We start from the raw sequence: 16,676 nt of genomic DNA, 5'->3' as shown, positions 1-16,676 counted from the left end.
TTTAGAGAGGATACAACTTTGTCCGTAATTAATAATTATATATTTAATAGAACCTTGGCGCTGCTTATACTGAAGTAAAAAAATAGCGTTTTACCTTTAAATAAATGAGGTTAATAGCTATTTATTGATGTTTTTGTTTGTAAATAATAGTTATAAAGTGCTGCTTTATTGATATTCAAATAATGCGTTTTCCCATTCTTGCAAAATTATTTGGCGCTTCATTTCATCATTAATAACTAAAATTTGAATACCTAATGGTACAGGGCGCAGCTGTCCCTCAGAGGTATCGAGTAGGTGGGGTTGTGTTGTACGTACTTCGTTGTTTATAGGTTCAAAATTTGTAAAGTTGGCCATATCTGTTTGGCCCTTGCTTGAAAGTATATAATCAAGAAACTGCTGCGCGCCTTTAACATTTTTAGATTTTTTAGGAATAATAGCACTGCGCATAATTACTGAGGTGTAGTCTTTTGGTTGCACTACAACAATATTTGGATATTGCGCAGCCCATGTACGCGCATAAGAGCTTAAAATATTATAGCCTACTGCTATTTCTCCTTTTGAAATAGCTTGGAGTATATCTGCGCTGCGCCTAAACACTCGTGTGTCGTGATATCCAAACGACTCAAGCATTCGGCCATAACTGGAGCTTTGCTCTCTGTCGTGCGCCCAAAGTAAATAACCTATTCCTACTGTTGTTATATCGTAAATACCTATGCGGCCTTTAATTTCATCACTGTGCCTGCGGATCAAATCAAGTAATTCATTACGGCTACCTGGTGGGGGCTCATTAGATAAAAAATCTTTATTGAATGCTATTACCGCTGTTTCGTAGGTAAAACCAAATACCTCGTTACGCCATTTTGCCCATCGGGGGAGTTTTTTTGTTTCCTGTGATTCATAAGTTTGTGCGTAGCCATCGTTAACTAACTTAACTTGCAAGTTCATTGCAGAGCTTAATAAAATATCAGGTGGGTTATTTGTATCTTTTAAAAATGATGTATACACACCGCGTGTACTCAATTCATGGTAATTAATTTGTACGTGTGGGCTAGTTTTTTGAAAAGCTTTTAAAAATGGAGCTATTTCCATTTTATCAGCGCCGCCAAATATAGTGAGTTCAGTGTGTTTTGTTTGCAAAGCTTTAAATATAAGCGGCTTTTGAGTAGTTGCATTTGCATTTAAAAAAACACTACTTAACAACATTATTAAGGCGTAAATATAGGGCGTTTTCATTGCTCACCTTCGGTTAGCATTAGCTTAAAATTAATCTCAAATATAAGTCCCGAAGGGGTGTTATCGAGTAATTGTATGGTTGCGTTATGATGCTCGGCAACTTCTTTGGCAATACTTAGTCCTAAACCACTGCCTGCGCGCGGATCGCCCTTACTTTTATAAAAACGTTCAAATACATGGTGTTTTTCATTATTTGGTACGCCCACACCTTGATCGGCCACGCACAAGCGAGCTATATAGCCAAGCTCTGTGCTATGCAATTGTGTAGATACGTTAATTTCTTTATCTGTTGGGCTAAATTTTATAGCGTTTTCTAAGATATTGCGCAGCATTTGGCTCAGTGCAAATGCATCTCCTTTTATCATTAGGTTTTCTTCACCCTGATAAGTAATCGTCACACCTCGTTGTATTGCCGACACAGCTACATCTCTACAAACCGATTTTACAAGTTCAGGCAGTGATAGGGTAATAAACGGCTGACTATGGAAGCGATGTGCAAGTGTTGCTTGGTTTAACAGTTGCGTTACAGTGCTATCAAGTAAGTCGGTTGAGTAAAGTACGCGCTTTAATTGCTCTGTTCGTATTTTTGTGTCGGTTTCTTCTATTGCATTTTGGGCTTGGCTTTTTAGCCCTGCAAGTGGCGTTCTTATTTGATGAGCTACTTCACCGGTAAAGCGTTTTAAATGATCAAGCGATACTTCTAGTTGAGCCATAAAATGGTTTATAGTAGCGATAAGATCGGCCATTTCCTTAGGTATGCTCATATCTATCGGCCTTAAATCCATAGGCGAACGCCTGCGGATTTTTCTGTTTATGGCATATATTGGTTGCAGAATCTGCCTTACACCTAGCAAAATAAGCACAATAGCAATTACAAAAATTAGAGTAACCATTTGCAGTACTTTTAAGTTCATCTCGTAGGCAAGTTGGTCGCGAGCTTGGGTGGTTTGGCCTATTAAAATATTAATATCGAAGGCTTTTCCTACTTCATATAATTTGTCTGAGAGCATTATAAATCGGTAGTTTTCGCCTTTGTAATGACCTTCCCAAAACTTAATTTGTAAGTTGTCTCTAGGATCATATTCAGAGCGTTGCCAATTATTGCCGGCTTTATCGGTAATGAGCGTATATAGTTCTTTATAACCGGTTAAATGCCCACCTTTGTTTTGAGTAATTTGATACACCAAACGATCGGTTGATGCCATTGAAAGGGTTTCAAACGTGGCACTGGGTAAATCAACAATTATTTCGTGGTAGTCGATATGGATGTTTTCAAAAATTTGCAAAGCAGCGCTTGCAAGTAGTCTATCGTAAGAAAGCTTAGCTGCACTTTTACTGTAATTATTTGCAATAATGTAAGTGAAAAAAGTGATGATAAGCATCAAGCTCATCGTAATTGTGAGCAATTGTCGGCGAATAGACGGAAGCGCTATATTACTCATTACACTCTGCTAAAAGGTAGCCTAAACCGCGTAATGTTTTTATATCAACACTGCTATTTACAAGCTTTTTACGCAGCCTTGCTACATAGGTTTCTATGGCGTTTGGGCTAGGTGAGTCGTCAAAAGAATATAAGTGATCGAGTAACTCATCTTTATTGAGCACTTTGCCTTGATGGGTTAAAAATATTTCTAGTAATCTAAATTCGCGTTGTTTTAAATCAACAAGCTCTTTGGCAATAGTAACTGTGCAAGATTTGCGGTCAAAATCGAGGTTGCCATAGCTAATTACATCTTTACCTAAGCCTTGGTTTCGTCTAAGTAGTGCACGGCAGCGGGCTTCTAATTCTCCAAAGTCGAACGGTTTAGTTAGGTAGTCGTCGGCGCCTAAATCGAGTAATTCAATACGGTTTTCTACCTCTGCGCGGGCAGTTAAAATCAATACAGGTGTGTTTGAAGAACGAGCTCTAAGCTTTTTAAGAATTTGTTCGCCATTTAAATTGGGTAAATTTAAATCAAGTAGAATAAGGTCGTACTCATGACGTTTTAATAAAGAATTAGCTACATCACCACTGGTGACAAGGTCTATACCTTGGCCCATTTTGGTAAATCGCTGACAAATTGCCTCGCCTAAAACCTCGTCATCTTCAACCGCTAAAATTCTCATTGAGCACACCTACAGGCAACTTTTAAAAAAGTATAACTTTAAATTATGCAAGACACTAAACAATTAGTGCAAAGTTTACAACACGAAAATACCTTACTTTATAGCAATATAAGCTATAGTTTTATCTTAAACGTTAAAAAATACAATTGCCTAAAATGTAATTATCTTGTGACAGGTTTGTGACAGGTTTACCCTGTAGATTGCAATATGAATACGCTGATACGCACTACACACAACTATAAATTTAATTTAACAAGGTAGCGGAGATAACTATGGCTCAACGGTTCTCTAAAATATTTGCAGTAACAGGCGCAATGTTAACTTGTGTTTCACTTCCTTCGTATGCTTCTTTTAATGGGCTTACCGAACAAGACAATTTAAACGTTAAGCTTAGGTCTATTTACTTTGACCGCGATTACGACAACGACGCCAGTGACGACTCAACCTTTGCACAAGGTATAGAGCTAAATTACCAGTCGGGCTATTTTAATGACTTAATTAGCTTTGGAGTGTCTAACTATACCGTGCTCAATTACAACTCAACCGGCAGCGCACAAAATAATATTTTACCTGCAGGGGATGAAAAAGGCGGTGTAGACGATAGCTTTTCTAAATTTGGCCAATACTTTATCGACTTTAAATTAGGCGATAAGGGGCATATAAAAGTAGGCGGACAAAAAACCAAAAGCATGCTTTTAAAAAGCTCAGGTAGCCGCGCTATCCCAAATACCTTTAGAGGTGTATTTGGTGATTACATAATGGGCCATACCAAAGTATACGGCTTCGCATACGATAAATGGAGCCGACGCCACGATGACAAATGGGAAGACTTTTCAACCGACCAATCAGATAAGGGCGCTATTAGTGTAATTTGGGGTGTAGGTGCAAGTTACAAAAAAGATGCACTTAAAATTGACGCTGAATATTTAAGCTCTCACGACTACCTAAGCAAAATGGGCCTTAAAGCCAGTTACGATATTAAACTTGAGCAAAGCAAGTTAACACTTTCAAGCGGCGTGTTTACCTCAAAAGACGACGGTGATTTATTTGTAACCGGCGCAGAAGGTGGCGATTTAGATGACGAAGATGCACTAGGTGCGATTTCTGGCGTTACTAAAAGCGAAAACGATGGTTTTGCTTATTATTTAGATGCTAATTGGAAAAAAGATATTTGGACATTGGGTGCGGCGTTTACCAAAGTAAACGATGCATGGATAGAAGATAACTTTAGTGGCGATCACGGTACTAACCCATTTCCTACACGTTCATTAATTGGTGCCGATTTAACAAACCAAAACGAAGCTACCTGGCAGGCACGTTTAGGCATTAACTTAAAAGCAGTTGCACCAGGTTTAACCACAAAACTTTACTACACAAACGGTAGCGATGCAGAAAATTCAGCTCTTGGAAAAGCAGGTGGTACGGCAGATGAAAAATACTGGGCTATAGATACTCGTTACAAAGTACCCGCGGTTAAAGGTTTAAGTCTACGCTGGATGTTTTTAGATTACACCACTGATGAAATGGGTAGTGTAGATGGTGTTAAAGGCGACCGAGCCGACCATCGTGTTTATGTTGATTACACTATTAAATTTTAAATTCCCCTCCGATATGGTCTGAAAAGATAAAAGACCTTTTGTTTTGGTGCGTCAATTCATTGTAATTGCGCACCTTTTTTATGCCAATCAAAATATATTACTTTTTATACAATTATTTTTAACATGACAGGTTAGTGACAGCTTAGCTGATTACTCTTAGATAAAGAGCAAGATTTAAGCATATAACTCGGGCTCTATCCGTTCAAAGTGTTAAACAACGTAAAAAGGGTGATTATCATGAATATATTATTTGCAGCTAAACAGTTAAAACCCGCTCCACGAGCGATTCATGTTCGCGAAAATCAACATGGTAAGTCACCTTCTAAATTATCGCATTTGTCGCCAATGGCTGTTCAGCATAACGTATTTGAAAGCATAAGCTCACAAGAGCAAACGTTAGAATGCGTTGTTGTTTTAAGTAATAACTAACAGTGTAAGCCACGTATTTAATTAGATTAATTGGTTGGATTATTATGACTATTCAAAAAAAAATACCCTGTGTCATTATGCGCGGTGGCACATCACGCGGAACCTACTTTTTAGCAAATGATTTACCAAGAGAGTGGGAAAAAAGAAAACAAATACTCATGGCAGCAATGGGATCTGGTGATCCGCTTCAAGTAAACGGAATAGGAGGCGGTAACTCGCTAACCAGTAAAGCGGCTATTATTTCTCGATCAAACGAAGCCGATGCTGATATAGATTACTTGTTTGCGCAGGTTGCCATAGAAGATATGGAGGTAGACATTACCCCTTCTTGCGGCAACATCTTATCGGGTGCTGCGCCTATGGCAATTGAATACGGCTTAGTCACTGCAAGTGAAGGTGAAACCACTGTAAGAGTAAGAAACGTCAACACCAACACACTTATTGAAGTTATTGTACAGACTCCAAATGGCTTTGTTGAATACGAAGGCGATGCCACCATTGATGGTGTACCTGGATCTGGTGCGCCAATTCTACTTAAATTTTTTGACGTATGCGGCACTAAGACTGGTGAGTTACTACCTACAGGGTCTGTGCGTGATACGTTTGATGGTGTTGAGGTAAGTTGCGTAGATGCTTCTATGCCTATGGTACTTATTCCGGCTAAATCATTGGATGTTACAGGCTGGGAAACTAAGTATGAGTTAGATGCAAATAAAGGGCTATTACAAAAAATAGAGAGTATTCGTTTACAAGCATCATTAAAAATGGGATTAGGCGATGCAACTGGTAAGGTTATTCCAAAAATTGGGCTCCTTTCTCCAGCACAGTTTGGTGGCACAATTACCTCTCGCTACTTTGTACCGCAAAACTGCCATACGAGTCACTCAGTGACTGGCGCAATATGTGTAAGTGTAAGTTGTATGTTACCTGGCAGTATTACCGAAGATATAATTACTCAAAGTGAAGAAGAATCTCAGAATATTGTAGTTGAGCACCCAAGTGGAAAAATTGATTTATTACTTGAAGGTAACTACAACAATAACACCCTAAATATAAAGTCAGCGGGCTTAATGCGCACTGCTAGAATGTTATTTAAAGGTGAAGTGCATATTCCTGGCAAAGTATGGGATATACCTGCGTAAGTTAACAATTTCAACCAACCCAATTGAGCGATGACGGTTTTGTCATCGCTTTTTTTATGTTGTCTAAAAAACAAAATGAATATTAAGTATTTAAAATCAATGTCTTGGGTTTTTTTTGTAAAGGGTATATAAATATTAAAAGTTTATTAACGATGACAGGTCGATGACAGTTTCGAAGACTAGTCTAGGTGCTGTTAACTTCTAGTAACGAAATACTTTCATTTAAGCAATGAATGTAGAGCCGTTATTAGGACCTATTTAAATAATTAAAGTGAAAACCAGAGGTCGATTTATGAATATTAAATTAAGTACTTTTACACCTAATCGATTAAAAGCATTACTTGTTGTTTTAGCAGCATCAAGCGGTTTGAGTTCAGCATATGCAAACGCAGATGAAGTAAATTTTGAAGGCGAGCGAGTAGAGTGGGTTGTGCCATTTAAAGAAGGCGGTGGTTCTGATACATGGGCACGCTTTTTTGGTCCTCGTTTTTCACAGCACTTAAATGGTAAGCCCGTTGTTGTTGTTAAAAATATTCCTGGTGGTGGCTCAACTAAAGGTGCAAACCGCTTCGAGCGACGCGCTAAACCTGATGGCTTAAATGTTTTTAGCACGTCAGCTTCTACGCAAATACCTTATTTACTTGGCGACTCACGCGTTAAATATAATGTAAAACGCTGGAACGTTATTATGGCTACACCTACGGGAGCGGTTGTATATGTGCGCCCAGAGCTAGGTATAAAAAGCGCAGCAGAGCTTACAAAATTACAAGGTCAAAAACTTAAATTTGGTAGTCAACGTGCTGCATCAATGGATTTAGTTGGCTTATTAGCTTTTGACATGCTTGATTTAGATATTCATGCGATTTTTGGTATGAAAGGTCGCGGTAGCGCTCGCTTATCGTTTGAACGTGGCGAGGTTGATATCGATTTTCAAACAACATCAGCGTACTTAAAAAAAGTACGACCATTAGTTGATGAAGGTAAAGCAATTCCGCTTATGTCGTTTGGCGTACTAAATAAAGACGGCGTTATAGTTCGCGACCCGACTTTTCCAGATTTGCCACATGTAGGTGAAGTGTACGAAATGATCCACGGTAAAAAACCTACAGGTGTTGAATACAACGTATGGAAAACTTTTTTCATTGCTGGATTTGCAGCTCAAAAGGGTTTGTTTTTACCACAAGGCACGCCTGATGACGTGATTGCATCTTGGCGCAGTGCTGCGCAGCGCGTAATTGATCAAGACAACTTTAAAGAAGAATCAGAGTTGGTACTTGGCGAATATCCGCAGTTAATTCACGAAGATGCGGTTAACACATTGAGCTCAGCACTTACTATTTCAGACACAGATAAAGAGTGGGTAAGACAATACCTTAACGACAACTACAACACGCGTTTTTAGAACCATGTTGATGTGTTTTATTCAAAGTGGCTCTACGAGTGTGAGCCACTTTATTAATCAAAGGAGAGCAGTATGTTAGATGCATTTTTAATTGCGCTGCAAACTATTCTTACCCCAACTCATTTAATGTATTTATGCGGCGGTGTATTTTTAGGGCTGTTAATCGGTATATTTCCGGGCCTAGGTGGTATTGCGGGTTTATCGTTATTGTTACCGTTTTTGTATGGCATGGATCCAATATCTGCACTTGCTATGTTAATTGGCTTAGTCGCGGTTATTCCAACTTCTGACACGTTCACCTCTGTTTTAATGGGGATCCCAGGCTCTAGTGGTTCCCAAGCGACCGTACTTGATGGTTTTCCGCTATCTAAAAAAGGGCAAGCGGCTCGCGCACTTTCAGCGGCATTTGCATCATCATTGTTTGGTGGTTTATTTGGCGCAGTTATTTTAACGTTGTTTGTACTTATTGCTCGTCCAGTTATTTTAGCATTTGGCTCAGCCGAACTATTTATGCTTACTTTACTTGGTTTAAGCATGGTAGGTGTACTTGCCGGTAACAGTTTGGTTAAAGGTCTAAGTGCATGTGGTTTGGGACTTTGTTTAGGCTCGCTTGGCGGTGCACCTGCCACAGGTGAATACCGCATGGTATTTGATAACGGTTATTTAATGGATGGCATACCACTGGTTGTAGTGGGGTTGGGTATTTTTGCTCTTCCTGAAATTATTGATTTACTACGTCAAAACCGTTCTATTTCAGAGGCATCTGAGCTAGGAAGTGGATGGTTTGAAGGTGTTAAAGATGTGGTTAAGCACAAATGGTTAGCGACACGTTGTGCTGCAATAGGTTGTGTAGTTGGGGCGTTACCAGGGCTTGGTGGCAGTGTTGTTGATTGGATTTCTTATGGCCACGCTGTACAAACCTCCAAAGACACCGAAAACTTTGGTAAAGGTGATATACGCGGTGTTATTGCTCCCGAATCCTCTAATAATGCTAAAGAGGGCGGTGGTTTAATTCCTACTTTATTATTTGGTATTCCAGGCTCTGGTAGTATGGCGGTATTTTTAGGTGGCATGGTATTAATTGGTTTAGAGCCAGGTCCTGCGATGATCACCACCGACCTTGATATAACTTACACCATTGTTTGGTCTCTTGCGCTTGCAAATGTAATTGGCGCGGGTGCGTGTTTACTTATTTCTAAATGGGTTGCCAAAGTAACAACGATACCTTACACGTTAATGGCACCATTTATGGTGATGGTAATATTTTTTGCAGCGTTTCAGGCAACTCGTGACTTAGGCGATTTAGTTGCATTAATTGGTATTGGTATTCTAGGTATTTTAATGAAGCGCTTTGGTTGGCCACGACCTGCATTTTTAATCGGTTTTGTACTTGCAAGTGGGATGGAAACTTACCTTTATCAAGCTATCCAATTCGACGGCATTGAGTTTTTATTAAAACCGGGTGTAATTATTATTGGTGCGTTAACTGCGCTTTCTATTTTCTTTGCAGCACGCCACTCTATTAAGGCTGCTAAAAAAGAAAAAGCGAATAAAAATACGGCGAATGCTGAACCAAAACCTACCAACCTAAAACCACAAACTGCGTTTTCAGCATTTGTTAGCTTAGTGTTTGCTTATGGTTTATATGACTCGTTCCAACGCTCATTTTTAGGCGGAGTATTCCCTGCGGTTGTGTGCTCATTTATGTTAATACTCTCAGCAGTCGTCTTTATAAAGCTATTACTTAACAAAGTAGATGACGCTGTAAATTACGATAACGAAGTGTCAGCAGGATACGAAAATGACTCAAGTGTTACCGGGCTTTGGCATTATGTATTTTGGCTATGCGGCTTATTAGTTGGGTGTTTTTTAGTGGGGTATGTTATTTCGATAGGGTTGTTCTTTATTACATTTTTACTTATAAAAGCGCGTATTTCGATTGTTAGAACATTAACTTTAACCACCTGTGCCTTGGCATTTTTACTTACCCTTGCGCATTTTATGGTACTTGATTTACCGACAGGCTATTTACAAGAGGTAGCCAGCTTTACAGCACTTTAATGACAGGTTGAGTGTTAAAAAGCGTTCAACTTCTTAAGCTGCCATGCTTGGATTGTTTCCTTTAATGTAATGAGGATATAAAAATGATTTCGCCGAAATTAATTTTAATGCCGCTCTCTACCAGCGGACATGTAACGGAACGCTTAAAAGGGGGGTTAGCCATTGCTAAATATTTTAATGCTCATCTTGATGTATACCATAACCACCTTGATCCAAAACGTTTTTTACCAATAGGTCAGCTTGGATTACCTTCTAAGTTGGTAAAAGAACTTGATTTAGTTGCTGGGCGCTTTGCAAGTACTGAGTCAGCAAACTTAAAAGGTGAGTTTATCAGCCTATGCGACGAGCAAAATATAATATATAGCGACAAAAGTGGTCCAAGTTTAACGCACCCAAGTGCAACATGGCACGTAAACTCGGGTTTGCGCAGTGAAATAATTGCAGAGCAAGGCAAAGTAGCCGATTTAATTATTATTCCACAGTCAAAAAGTGGTAAATCGACTTCTACTTTTGAAGCGTCGATTATGCGAAGTGGTAAACCTATATTGTTAGTGCCGCGTGAAATGACCAACTTTAATATAAAAACGGTAGTGATTGGTTGGAACGCAAGTACAGAAGTTGCCCGTGCGCTTACATATAGTTTGCCATTATTGAAGCAAGCTGAAAAAGTAATTATTTGCACCAGTGCAGACAGTGTTAATAAAAGGCCAAATGGCAATGAGGTCGTTAATTACTTAGCGCAGCATAGTATTAAAAGTGAATTTGTTACCTTTAATAATGGTAGGCAATCAACCCCAAAAGCGTTTATGTCAGTGGCACAAATGCATAATGCTGATTTAGTTGTAATGGGGGCATTTACGCACAGACGTATCCACGAGCAAATTTTTGGTGGCATGACCAACTACGTGCTTGCAAACACCACGCTACCTATATTTATGGCGCGTTAGCGCGTAATAACAATTGTATTAAATTTTACCCAAAGGCCGATATTTACGTTCAATATCGGCTTTTTATTTTTAGTGACTCATTGATTAATTGTGTTAAAACTAACTAAGTACAATAATAAAAATAAAGGGGTATTACACCATGAAAGCACTTATTCAATGGAGATCAGATGGACAATTCATTGATATAAATGGCCATCAAATATTTACAAAAATAGCTGGTGATATAACTAAGCCTGCGCTGCTTTTAATACATGGCTTTCCAAGTGCTAGCTGGGATTGGGAAGGTATGTGGCAAACGCTTAGTGAACATTATTTTGTAATTACGCTCGATATGCTAGGTTTTGGTTTGTCAGATAAACCAATAAACGCTACTTATAAAATTACCGAACAAGCCGACTTATATACCCAATTTTTAAAAACGTTAAATATTAATGATGTACATATTTTAGCTCATGACTATGGCGATACAGTGGCTCAAGAGTTATTAGCAAGGCAAGTGGTTAGCCAAAGTGACTTTAAAATAAACAGCGTGTGTTTTTTAAATGGTGGGTTATTTCCTGAGGTGCATAAACCATTATTTATACAAAAGCTTTTACTTTCAAAGCTAGGTTGGATAGTGCCAAAATTAATGAATAAACAAAAATTTGCCAATAATTTAGTTACTATTTTTAGTAAAAGTACACCTCCTTCAAAACAAGTGGTAGACACACTTTGGGAGTTGCTAATTTATAAAGATGGTTTAGCCGTTATGCCTAAACTCATTAGTTATATAAAGCAGAGGCAGCAAAACAGAGAACGCTGGGTTGGTGCCATCATAAATAGCAATATACCACTTACGTTTATAGCAGGCGCAGAAGATCCCATCTCTGGTAAGCACATGATTGAGCATTATAAAAAGCTTATTCCCAATGCGCGCGTACAAGAGTTTGTAGAGCTTGGGCATTATCCGCAAGTAGAAAATCCAGATGCAATTACGCAGGCTTACTTGGCATTTAGAAATTAACTATTAGTACAATTTAGATTTTTATAGAAGCTAAAATTTTAGCTATTTTTTCTTTTGATTCATAATTGATAGGCGCTAAAGGGCTTCTTACCGTTGCGTGTATTGGTAATCCCAAAAGGCTGAGTGCTTCTTTAATATTTGCATGAGGGCTGGTTACTGACTTTATTAGTGGTTTAGGACTACGAATTAAAATATTAAGCAGTGAGTTTTGCACACTTACTGAAATATTTAAATTATTAGCAATCGGCAATACAGATTTTAATACTGTACGACGTTTATTTATCTCTTTAGTGTTATTTAGATTTAAATCTTCAAAAAATGCAGCAGCCTGCATGGGTAAAATAGTTGCTATAGGACAAATTGCACCCGCAGCACCATGGGCAGCTATATGTTCGTACACCAAAGTTAATCCGCTAAAGTAACGAGTATCAGGCAATTTATTTAAAACGGTGCGCGCTGTTGCTAGATGTAATGAGCTATCTTTAATACCTATAATATTTTTAATACTTAGCAGTTTTATTAATTGTTGGTTTGAAAAATAATGCCCTGTAATCTGAGGGAAATAATAAAAAAGGATAGGTGAAGTTGAATGCTGCGCTATGTTCTCAATCGCTTTTAAGTAGTTTTCAAAGCTTGATTTATAGTAAGGAGTTAATAACAGTAATATATAACTCGAGTAACCTTTATAAGCAGTAATTTTTTCAATTGCTTGCGCGCTACTGTATGCGTTTACGCCTATGATAAGTGGCTTTTTATTTTGCACTTTATTGTAAGTGTACTGAACAATTTTAAGTTGTTCTTGATCAGAAAAATAAGGGAGTTCACCACCACTACCTAAAATTGTTAAGCCGTGTATATCTGTATCTAGGTAATAACCTAAACATTTATCAAACCCTTTAAAATCGATACTCTCATCTTCTAAAAGAGGAGTGTGGATCACTGGGTATATTCCATTTTTTATAGTCATATTGATATCCAACTAAATATTAGCTCCTAAAATTATTAGGAGCTAAGTGATTTTATATACTTAAATCAAGTAAGTTATAATCTTTAATCTCTTGTTTTGCCTGATCATCCCAATCAAAGGTTTTATTGGCTTCAACAAAAGGTTGATATTGATAAGGTGTTTCGTCAGGGAAGTGCTGTTTTCTAGCATCTATTGCATAGCCAAGTACTTTTGATCTCTGCTCAATAAGTGACTCATCGTAAACTTTAGCTTCACAGTGCATTCCAGAGCCCATGACACCTAATACAGATGAACGTTTATGGAACCCAAAGTTAATAGTAACGCGAGGCTCAAATCCAGAGTTAGCGAATGAACCATGCAAAAGCTGTCTATTACAAATAACAACATCACCGGGATTACAAATTAAAGGCACCATTCCAATTAAGCGCTCACTACCTGCTTCGGCAACCATTTTTTTAATATCAACCCTACCAACCTTATGACTTTTAGGTAAAACCCACACACCATTTACAGCAGTACTGCCAAAAACTTGCGCCATAAAGTTAAAGCCGTGTATGTCTTGATCAAAATTTTCATTTTCCCAATGAGTATCACCATCTTGGTGCCATGAAACGGCAGCGCCTACGCCAGGATCTTTAATAAAAAGACATTCATGAAATGGTGCAAAATCTTTACCATTTATTGCCTCGGCCACTTTTAATAATTGAGGGTGCGCGTACGTTCTTAAGCATGACTCAGAAAACTGCAGTGAGCCAAGCAATACAAAAGGCGAAAACGCAGGCAGATCGTCAGCAGCTTCAGGTTCAAATAATTTTACTTGGTGTCGGCCATTAGCGATTGCGGTTCCGCCAAGTGGATCTCCAAGTGATTTTGACCAAATTAAATTAGGTGCTTGATTATCAGCACCTAACGCTGGTTTTCCATCTGCGGTTGTTTTTCCATACGGTTCTAAAGGGAAGGTTTTTTTTAATTGGGCTAGTTCTATTTCTATCTCGGCGAGCTCTTTTTTATCAATTACGTTTTCGAATATATAAAAGCCGTATTCTTGGTATTGGCTTTTAATGTTTTGTGCTAAATCACCATATTCATCAAACTCAATAGGGCCTCTATTATTCATAGCTAAAGCATTTTTTTCGCCATTAAGTAAATATTCTCGCATTTCATTGGCATTTTCACCGTAATGTGAGGCGCATGCATCAATCGATCTTGTTATACTTTTAGTCATAATGTGTCCTTAACGTATTTCACAGTTTTTATCGCAAGTAAAACTTAACCTACAATAAAAACTGTGGTCAAGCTGTTTTTCTATGGAGAAAATAAATGGAGCAACTAAATATCGCTCGGGGTAATAAAAAAAGACAAGAAAACAAAGAGTTGAGAAAGGTTGATATACTAAAGCATGCCCGAAATCTTATTGCCTCTAAAGGCTTTGATGCGTTTACATTAAGCGAATTAGCCACTGTTGCAGGTGTTTCAATACCAACTATTCATAATTTATTTGGTAAAAAGCATGATATCTTCAAAGTGCTGGTCGAAGAAATGGTCATTCGCATTGAAAAAGTTATACTACAGCCCGACATGACAAACCCAATAGAAGCCGCTATTGCGTTTATAGATAACTTACTCGAATTATTTAAAAAAGATGAAGCGTTTTACCGAGCTGCGTTTGTTGCTGGTGAGCGTAGTAATTTATTTGAACATAAACAACCGACAGGCATTTTTAGTCAATCGCTAAAAATAGCAGAGCAGCTATGTATTTCAGCTAAAGAAAAAGGCTTTTTGAATGGTCTTGTTGATAGTAAATGGTTAGCAAAGCAGCTGTTTGGTTGTCAGCGACTAGCTCGCCAAGATTGGGTTAACGGGTATATTGATTTACAGCAGTACAAAAACCAAGTGCTGATAGGTATGTTTATTACTTTTAGTGCTGATGCAACAGATGAGTATAAAGTTGAATTGTTAAATAAAATTGATTCACTGACATAAACGTATAAAAATGCGGCCTACTTTACAGTGGCCGCGTTTTAAATTTAGTAATTAGGTTTAATATTTTTTCTTCGGTGCTCTTAATTGTTTTTCAAACTCATCTGAAAACAATATCGTGCCGTCGTCTTCCTCAGTAGGAAAGGCAGCAATAAGTAAATCATCCTCTTCAAGGCCTGGTGTCCAGCGACTAAACCAGTCAGCAAGCGGGATTGCTTTAGCGCTGCAGCCAGCCCATTCGCCGGTTGCCCATGCTTCTGCAAATTCACGAGTTGGCCAAACTGGTACGCAGTCGTCATCTTCGTTGGCAAGCATAACGCAGCCATCATCGTCGTTTAAAATCCATACTTGTTTAAATTGTTGTACGGTTTCGAACATATAGGCTAGGCGTTTTTTTGCCCCAAGCCCTAAAATTACTGCTTGTTCTTCGCTTAAATTTGGCGTTGTCATAATTAGCTCACTCTTAATTACTATATCTCAATTATATGCACACAAGTATATCGAGTTATATGACAGAGTGTTGAAAAGTTGCTATTTAATTTCAGCAATGCAGATCTAATTTGTATATTGAACAGTATAAGTCACAACTAATTTGAGCGATCATTCAAAATAAGCTTGAATGTTTGTAAAAAGGCCACATTGTAGTAAGCATATACTTAATGAAGGATTGAAAAATGACTACTGATCTACTTGCTCCGTTTAAACTAAATAATACGATTGAGCTTAAAAATCGCGTACTTATGGCACCATTAACGCGTTGTATGGCTGACGATAACTTAGTGCCAACACAAGATATGGTTGAATATTATGCTCGCCGTGCCGAAACCGGTTTAATTATTAGCGAAGCAACTATTATTCGTCCAGATGCGCAAGGTTACCCAAATACACCGGGTTTATTTACCAGTGAGCAAATTCAAGGTTGGAAAAAAGTAACAGACGCAGTGCACGCTAATGGCGGCAAAATGTTTGCACAGCTTTGGCATGTTGGCCGTGTTGCACATCCTCACTTTTTTGATGGCGATGTACTGGCACCATCGGCAATTGGCGTTGAAGGCTCTGTGCCTCGTATGCGTGAGCTTACATACATCACACCAAAAGCAGCGACTATAGATGACATTAAGGGCCTAGTAGCTGATTACGCAAAAGCGGCAGAAAATGCGATTGAAGCGGGTTTTGACGGGGTAGAAATTCACGGTGCTAACGGGTATTTGATTGACCAGTTTTTACATTACGCTGCAAATACACGCAGCGACGAATACGGTCAAACGCCTGAAAATATGTCGCGTTTTGCACTAGAAGTAACCGATGCAGTTATCGCCGCTGTAGGTAATGAGCGTACTGCTTTACGTGTTACACCGGGTGCTTATTTTAATATGAGCGAAGATAGCCGTGATAAAGCGGTATTCGATTACTTATTACCAGAGCTTGAGAAGAGAGATTTAGCATACTTACACGGCGGTATTTTTGACGACAGTACAACGTTTGAATCGCTTGAAGGTAAAACGACGTCTGAATTTTTACGTGCAGGCTACAAAGGTACATTAGTAGGCGTAGGCAGCTATAGTTTTGAGTCAGCAAAAGAGGCAATTAACGATGCTAAGTTTGATTTAATCGCTATTGGTCGCCCACTTATCGCAAACCCAGATTACATTAGCAAAATTGCAAACGGTGAAGAACTAGTACCATACATCGATGAAATGCTAGCTGAATTAAAGTAACAGCTAAATATTATATTTAGTGATTAAGGCACCTTAAGCTAAACCTTTGGGTGTCTTTTTTTGTACATATTCCCGCCATAAATCTTCCAT

15 protein-coding genes are annotated in these 16,676 nt (G+C 38.5%); 9 read left to right on the top strand and 6 right to left on the bottom strand.

The genetic code is table 11. The annotated features are described in order from the left end of the window. Positions 1-165: 165 nt before the first annotated feature. The 3 genes from I6E69_RS08695 to I6E69_RS08685 are packed head-to-tail and all read right to left on the bottom strand — an operon-like array spanning position 166 to position 3,339. Positions 166-1,233: an ABC transporter substrate-binding protein gene (locus I6E69_RS08695; RefSeq protein ID WP_197121060.1), complete on the bottom strand. Its 1,068-nt coding sequence runs from the start codon at positions 1,231-1,233 to the stop codon at positions 166-168. Next, positions 1,230-2,675 carry a sensor histidine kinase gene (locus I6E69_RS08690; RefSeq protein WP_197121059.1) on the bottom strand — a complete coding sequence of 482 codons (1,446 nt, stop codon included), beginning with the start codon at positions 2,673-2,675 and terminating at the stop codon, positions 1,230-1,232. The genes I6E69_RS08695 and I6E69_RS08690 overlap by 4 nt, the downstream gene beginning before the upstream one ends. Further along, positions 2,668-3,339: a response regulator transcription factor gene (locus I6E69_RS08685; protein WP_138488864.1), complete on the bottom strand. Its 672-nt coding sequence runs from the start codon at positions 3,337-3,339 to the stop codon at positions 2,668-2,670. The genes I6E69_RS08690 and I6E69_RS08685 overlap by 8 nt, the downstream gene beginning before the upstream one ends. 272 nt (positions 3,340-3,611) lie before the next feature. Here I6E69_RS08685 and I6E69_RS08680 point away from each other — a divergent pair, with 272 nt between their 5' ends. The 7 genes from I6E69_RS08680 to I6E69_RS08650 all read left to right on the top strand — a co-directional run bounded on the left by I6E69_RS08680 (position 3,612) and on the right by I6E69_RS08650 (position 11,921). Then, entirely contained in the window at positions 3,612-4,937 is a 1,326-nt protein-coding gene (locus I6E69_RS08680; RefSeq protein WP_138488865.1) for an OprD family outer membrane porin, read from the top strand. A 237-nt stretch (positions 4,938-5,174) separates the two neighbouring features. After that, a complete protein-coding gene (locus tag I6E69_RS08675) occupies positions 5,175-5,366 on the top strand; it encodes a hypothetical protein (RefSeq protein ID WP_138488866.1) in 192 nt (63 codons plus the stop codon). Between the two features lie 44 nt (positions 5,367-5,410). Beyond that, the gene (locus I6E69_RS08670) at positions 5,411-6,508 is read left to right on the top strand and encodes a 4-oxalomesaconate tautomerase (RefSeq protein WP_138488867.1); all 1,098 of its coding nucleotides are present in this window, start codon (positions 5,411-5,413) and stop codon (positions 6,506-6,508) included. A 292-nt stretch (positions 6,509-6,800) separates the two neighbouring features. Then, entirely contained in the window at positions 6,801-7,910 is a 1,110-nt protein-coding gene (locus I6E69_RS08665) for a tripartite tricarboxylate transporter substrate binding protein (RefSeq protein ID WP_138488868.1), read from the top strand. Positions 7,911-7,982: 72 nt separating this feature from the next. Then, positions 7,983-9,971, top strand: a complete 1,989-nt coding sequence (locus I6E69_RS08660) for a tripartite tricarboxylate transporter permease (RefSeq protein ID WP_138488869.1) — start codon at positions 7,983-7,985, stop codon at positions 9,969-9,971. A gap of 83 nt (positions 9,972-10,054) precedes the next feature. Further along, positions 10,055-10,918 carry a universal stress protein gene (locus I6E69_RS08655; protein WP_193226273.1) on the top strand — a complete coding sequence of 288 codons (864 nt, stop codon included), beginning with the start codon at positions 10,055-10,057 and terminating at the stop codon, positions 10,916-10,918. Between the two features lie 139 nt (positions 10,919-11,057). Next, positions 11,058-11,921: an alpha/beta fold hydrolase gene (locus tag I6E69_RS08650; protein ID WP_138488872.1), complete on the top strand. Its 864-nt coding sequence runs from the start codon at positions 11,058-11,060 to the stop codon at positions 11,919-11,921. Positions 11,922-11,934: 13 nt separating this feature from the next. Here the strand turns inward: I6E69_RS08650 and I6E69_RS08645 are convergent, their stop codons facing one another. Together I6E69_RS08645 and I6E69_RS08640 are read right to left on the bottom strand one after the other, a co-directional pair. Continuing rightward, positions 11,935-12,888, bottom strand: a complete 954-nt coding sequence (locus I6E69_RS08645) for a dihydrodipicolinate synthase family protein (protein WP_197121058.1) — start codon at positions 12,886-12,888, stop codon at positions 11,935-11,937. Between the two features lie 52 nt (positions 12,889-12,940). Then, positions 12,941-14,113, bottom strand: coding sequence for a phytanoyl-CoA dioxygenase family protein (locus I6E69_RS08640; protein WP_039490122.1), 1,173 nt, complete (start codon positions 14,111-14,113; stop codon positions 12,941-12,943). Between the two features lie 95 nt (positions 14,114-14,208). On the opposite strand from I6E69_RS08640, the gene I6E69_RS08635 reads away from it, so the two are divergent. Further along, positions 14,209-14,871, top strand: coding sequence for a TetR/AcrR family transcriptional regulator (locus tag I6E69_RS08635; RefSeq protein ID WP_033028321.1), 663 nt, complete (start codon positions 14,209-14,211; stop codon positions 14,869-14,871). Between the two features lie 57 nt (positions 14,872-14,928). Here I6E69_RS08635 and I6E69_RS08630 read toward each other — a convergent pair whose 3' ends face one another. After that, positions 14,929-15,318, bottom strand: coding sequence for a DUF2750 domain-containing protein (locus tag I6E69_RS08630; RefSeq protein WP_024595957.1), 390 nt, complete (start codon positions 15,316-15,318; stop codon positions 14,929-14,931). Positions 15,319-15,542: 224 nt separating this feature from the next. Between I6E69_RS08630 and I6E69_RS08625 the strand changes: the two genes are divergently transcribed. Beyond that, positions 15,543-16,586 (top strand): alkene reductase, encoded by a 1,044-nt coding sequence (locus I6E69_RS08625; protein ID WP_197121057.1) that lies wholly within the window; start codon positions 15,543-15,545, stop codon positions 16,584-16,586. Positions 16,587-16,676 lie beyond the last annotated feature (90 nt).

This window comes from Pseudoalteromonas sp. NZS100 (assembly GCF_015864815.1).
Lineage (GTDB): Bacteria > Pseudomonadota > Gammaproteobacteria > Enterobacterales > Alteromonadaceae > Pseudoalteromonas > Pseudoalteromonas distincta.
The sequence above is the reverse complement of the archived record's forward strand: the minus strand, read 5'-3'. Positions and strand labels throughout refer to the sequence as shown.

Bases quoted from the DNA above. Each gene is read 5' to 3' on its own strand.
- I6E69_RS08695 (WP_197121060.1), bottom strand. From the start codon at position 1,233: ATGAAAACGCCCTATATTTACGCCTTAATAATGTTGTTAAGTAGTGTT.
- I6E69_RS08690 (WP_197121059.1), bottom strand. From the start codon at position 2,675: ATGAGTAATATAGCGCTTCCGTCTATTCGCCGACAATTGCTCACAATT.
- I6E69_RS08685 (WP_138488864.1), bottom strand. From the start codon at position 3,339: ATGAGAATTTTAGCGGTTGAAGATGACGAGGTTTTAGGCGAGGCAATT.
- I6E69_RS08680 (WP_138488865.1), top strand. From the start codon at position 3,612: ATGGCTCAACGGTTCTCTAAAATATTTGCAGTAACAGGCGCAATGTTA.
- I6E69_RS08675 (WP_138488866.1), top strand. From the start codon at position 5,175: ATGAATATATTATTTGCAGCTAAACAGTTAAAACCCGCTCCACGAGCG.
- I6E69_RS08670 (WP_138488867.1), top strand. From the start codon at position 5,411: ATGACTATTCAAAAAAAAATACCCTGTGTCATTATGCGCGGTGGCACA.
- I6E69_RS08665 (WP_138488868.1), top strand. From the start codon at position 6,801: ATGAATATTAAATTAAGTACTTTTACACCTAATCGATTAAAAGCATTA.
- I6E69_RS08660 (WP_138488869.1), top strand. From the start codon at position 7,983: ATGTTAGATGCATTTTTAATTGCGCTGCAAACTATTCTTACCCCAACT.
- I6E69_RS08655 (WP_193226273.1), top strand. From the start codon at position 10,055: ATGATTTCGCCGAAATTAATTTTAATGCCGCTCTCTACCAGCGGACAT.
- I6E69_RS08650 (WP_138488872.1), top strand. From the start codon at position 11,058: ATGAAAGCACTTATTCAATGGAGATCAGATGGACAATTCATTGATATA.
- I6E69_RS08645 (WP_197121058.1), bottom strand. From the start codon at position 12,888: ATGACTATAAAAAATGGAATATACCCAGTGATCCACACTCCTCTTTTA.
- I6E69_RS08640 (WP_039490122.1), bottom strand. From the start codon at position 14,113: ATGACTAAAAGTATAACAAGATCGATTGATGCATGCGCCTCACATTAC.
- I6E69_RS08635 (WP_033028321.1), top strand. From the start codon at position 14,209: ATGGAGCAACTAAATATCGCTCGGGGTAATAAAAAAAGACAAGAAAAC.
- I6E69_RS08630 (WP_024595957.1), bottom strand. From the start codon at position 15,318: ATGACAACGCCAAATTTAAGCGAAGAACAAGCAGTAATTTTAGGGCTT.
- I6E69_RS08625 (WP_197121057.1), top strand. From the start codon at position 15,543: ATGACTACTGATCTACTTGCTCCGTTTAAACTAAATAATACGATTGAG.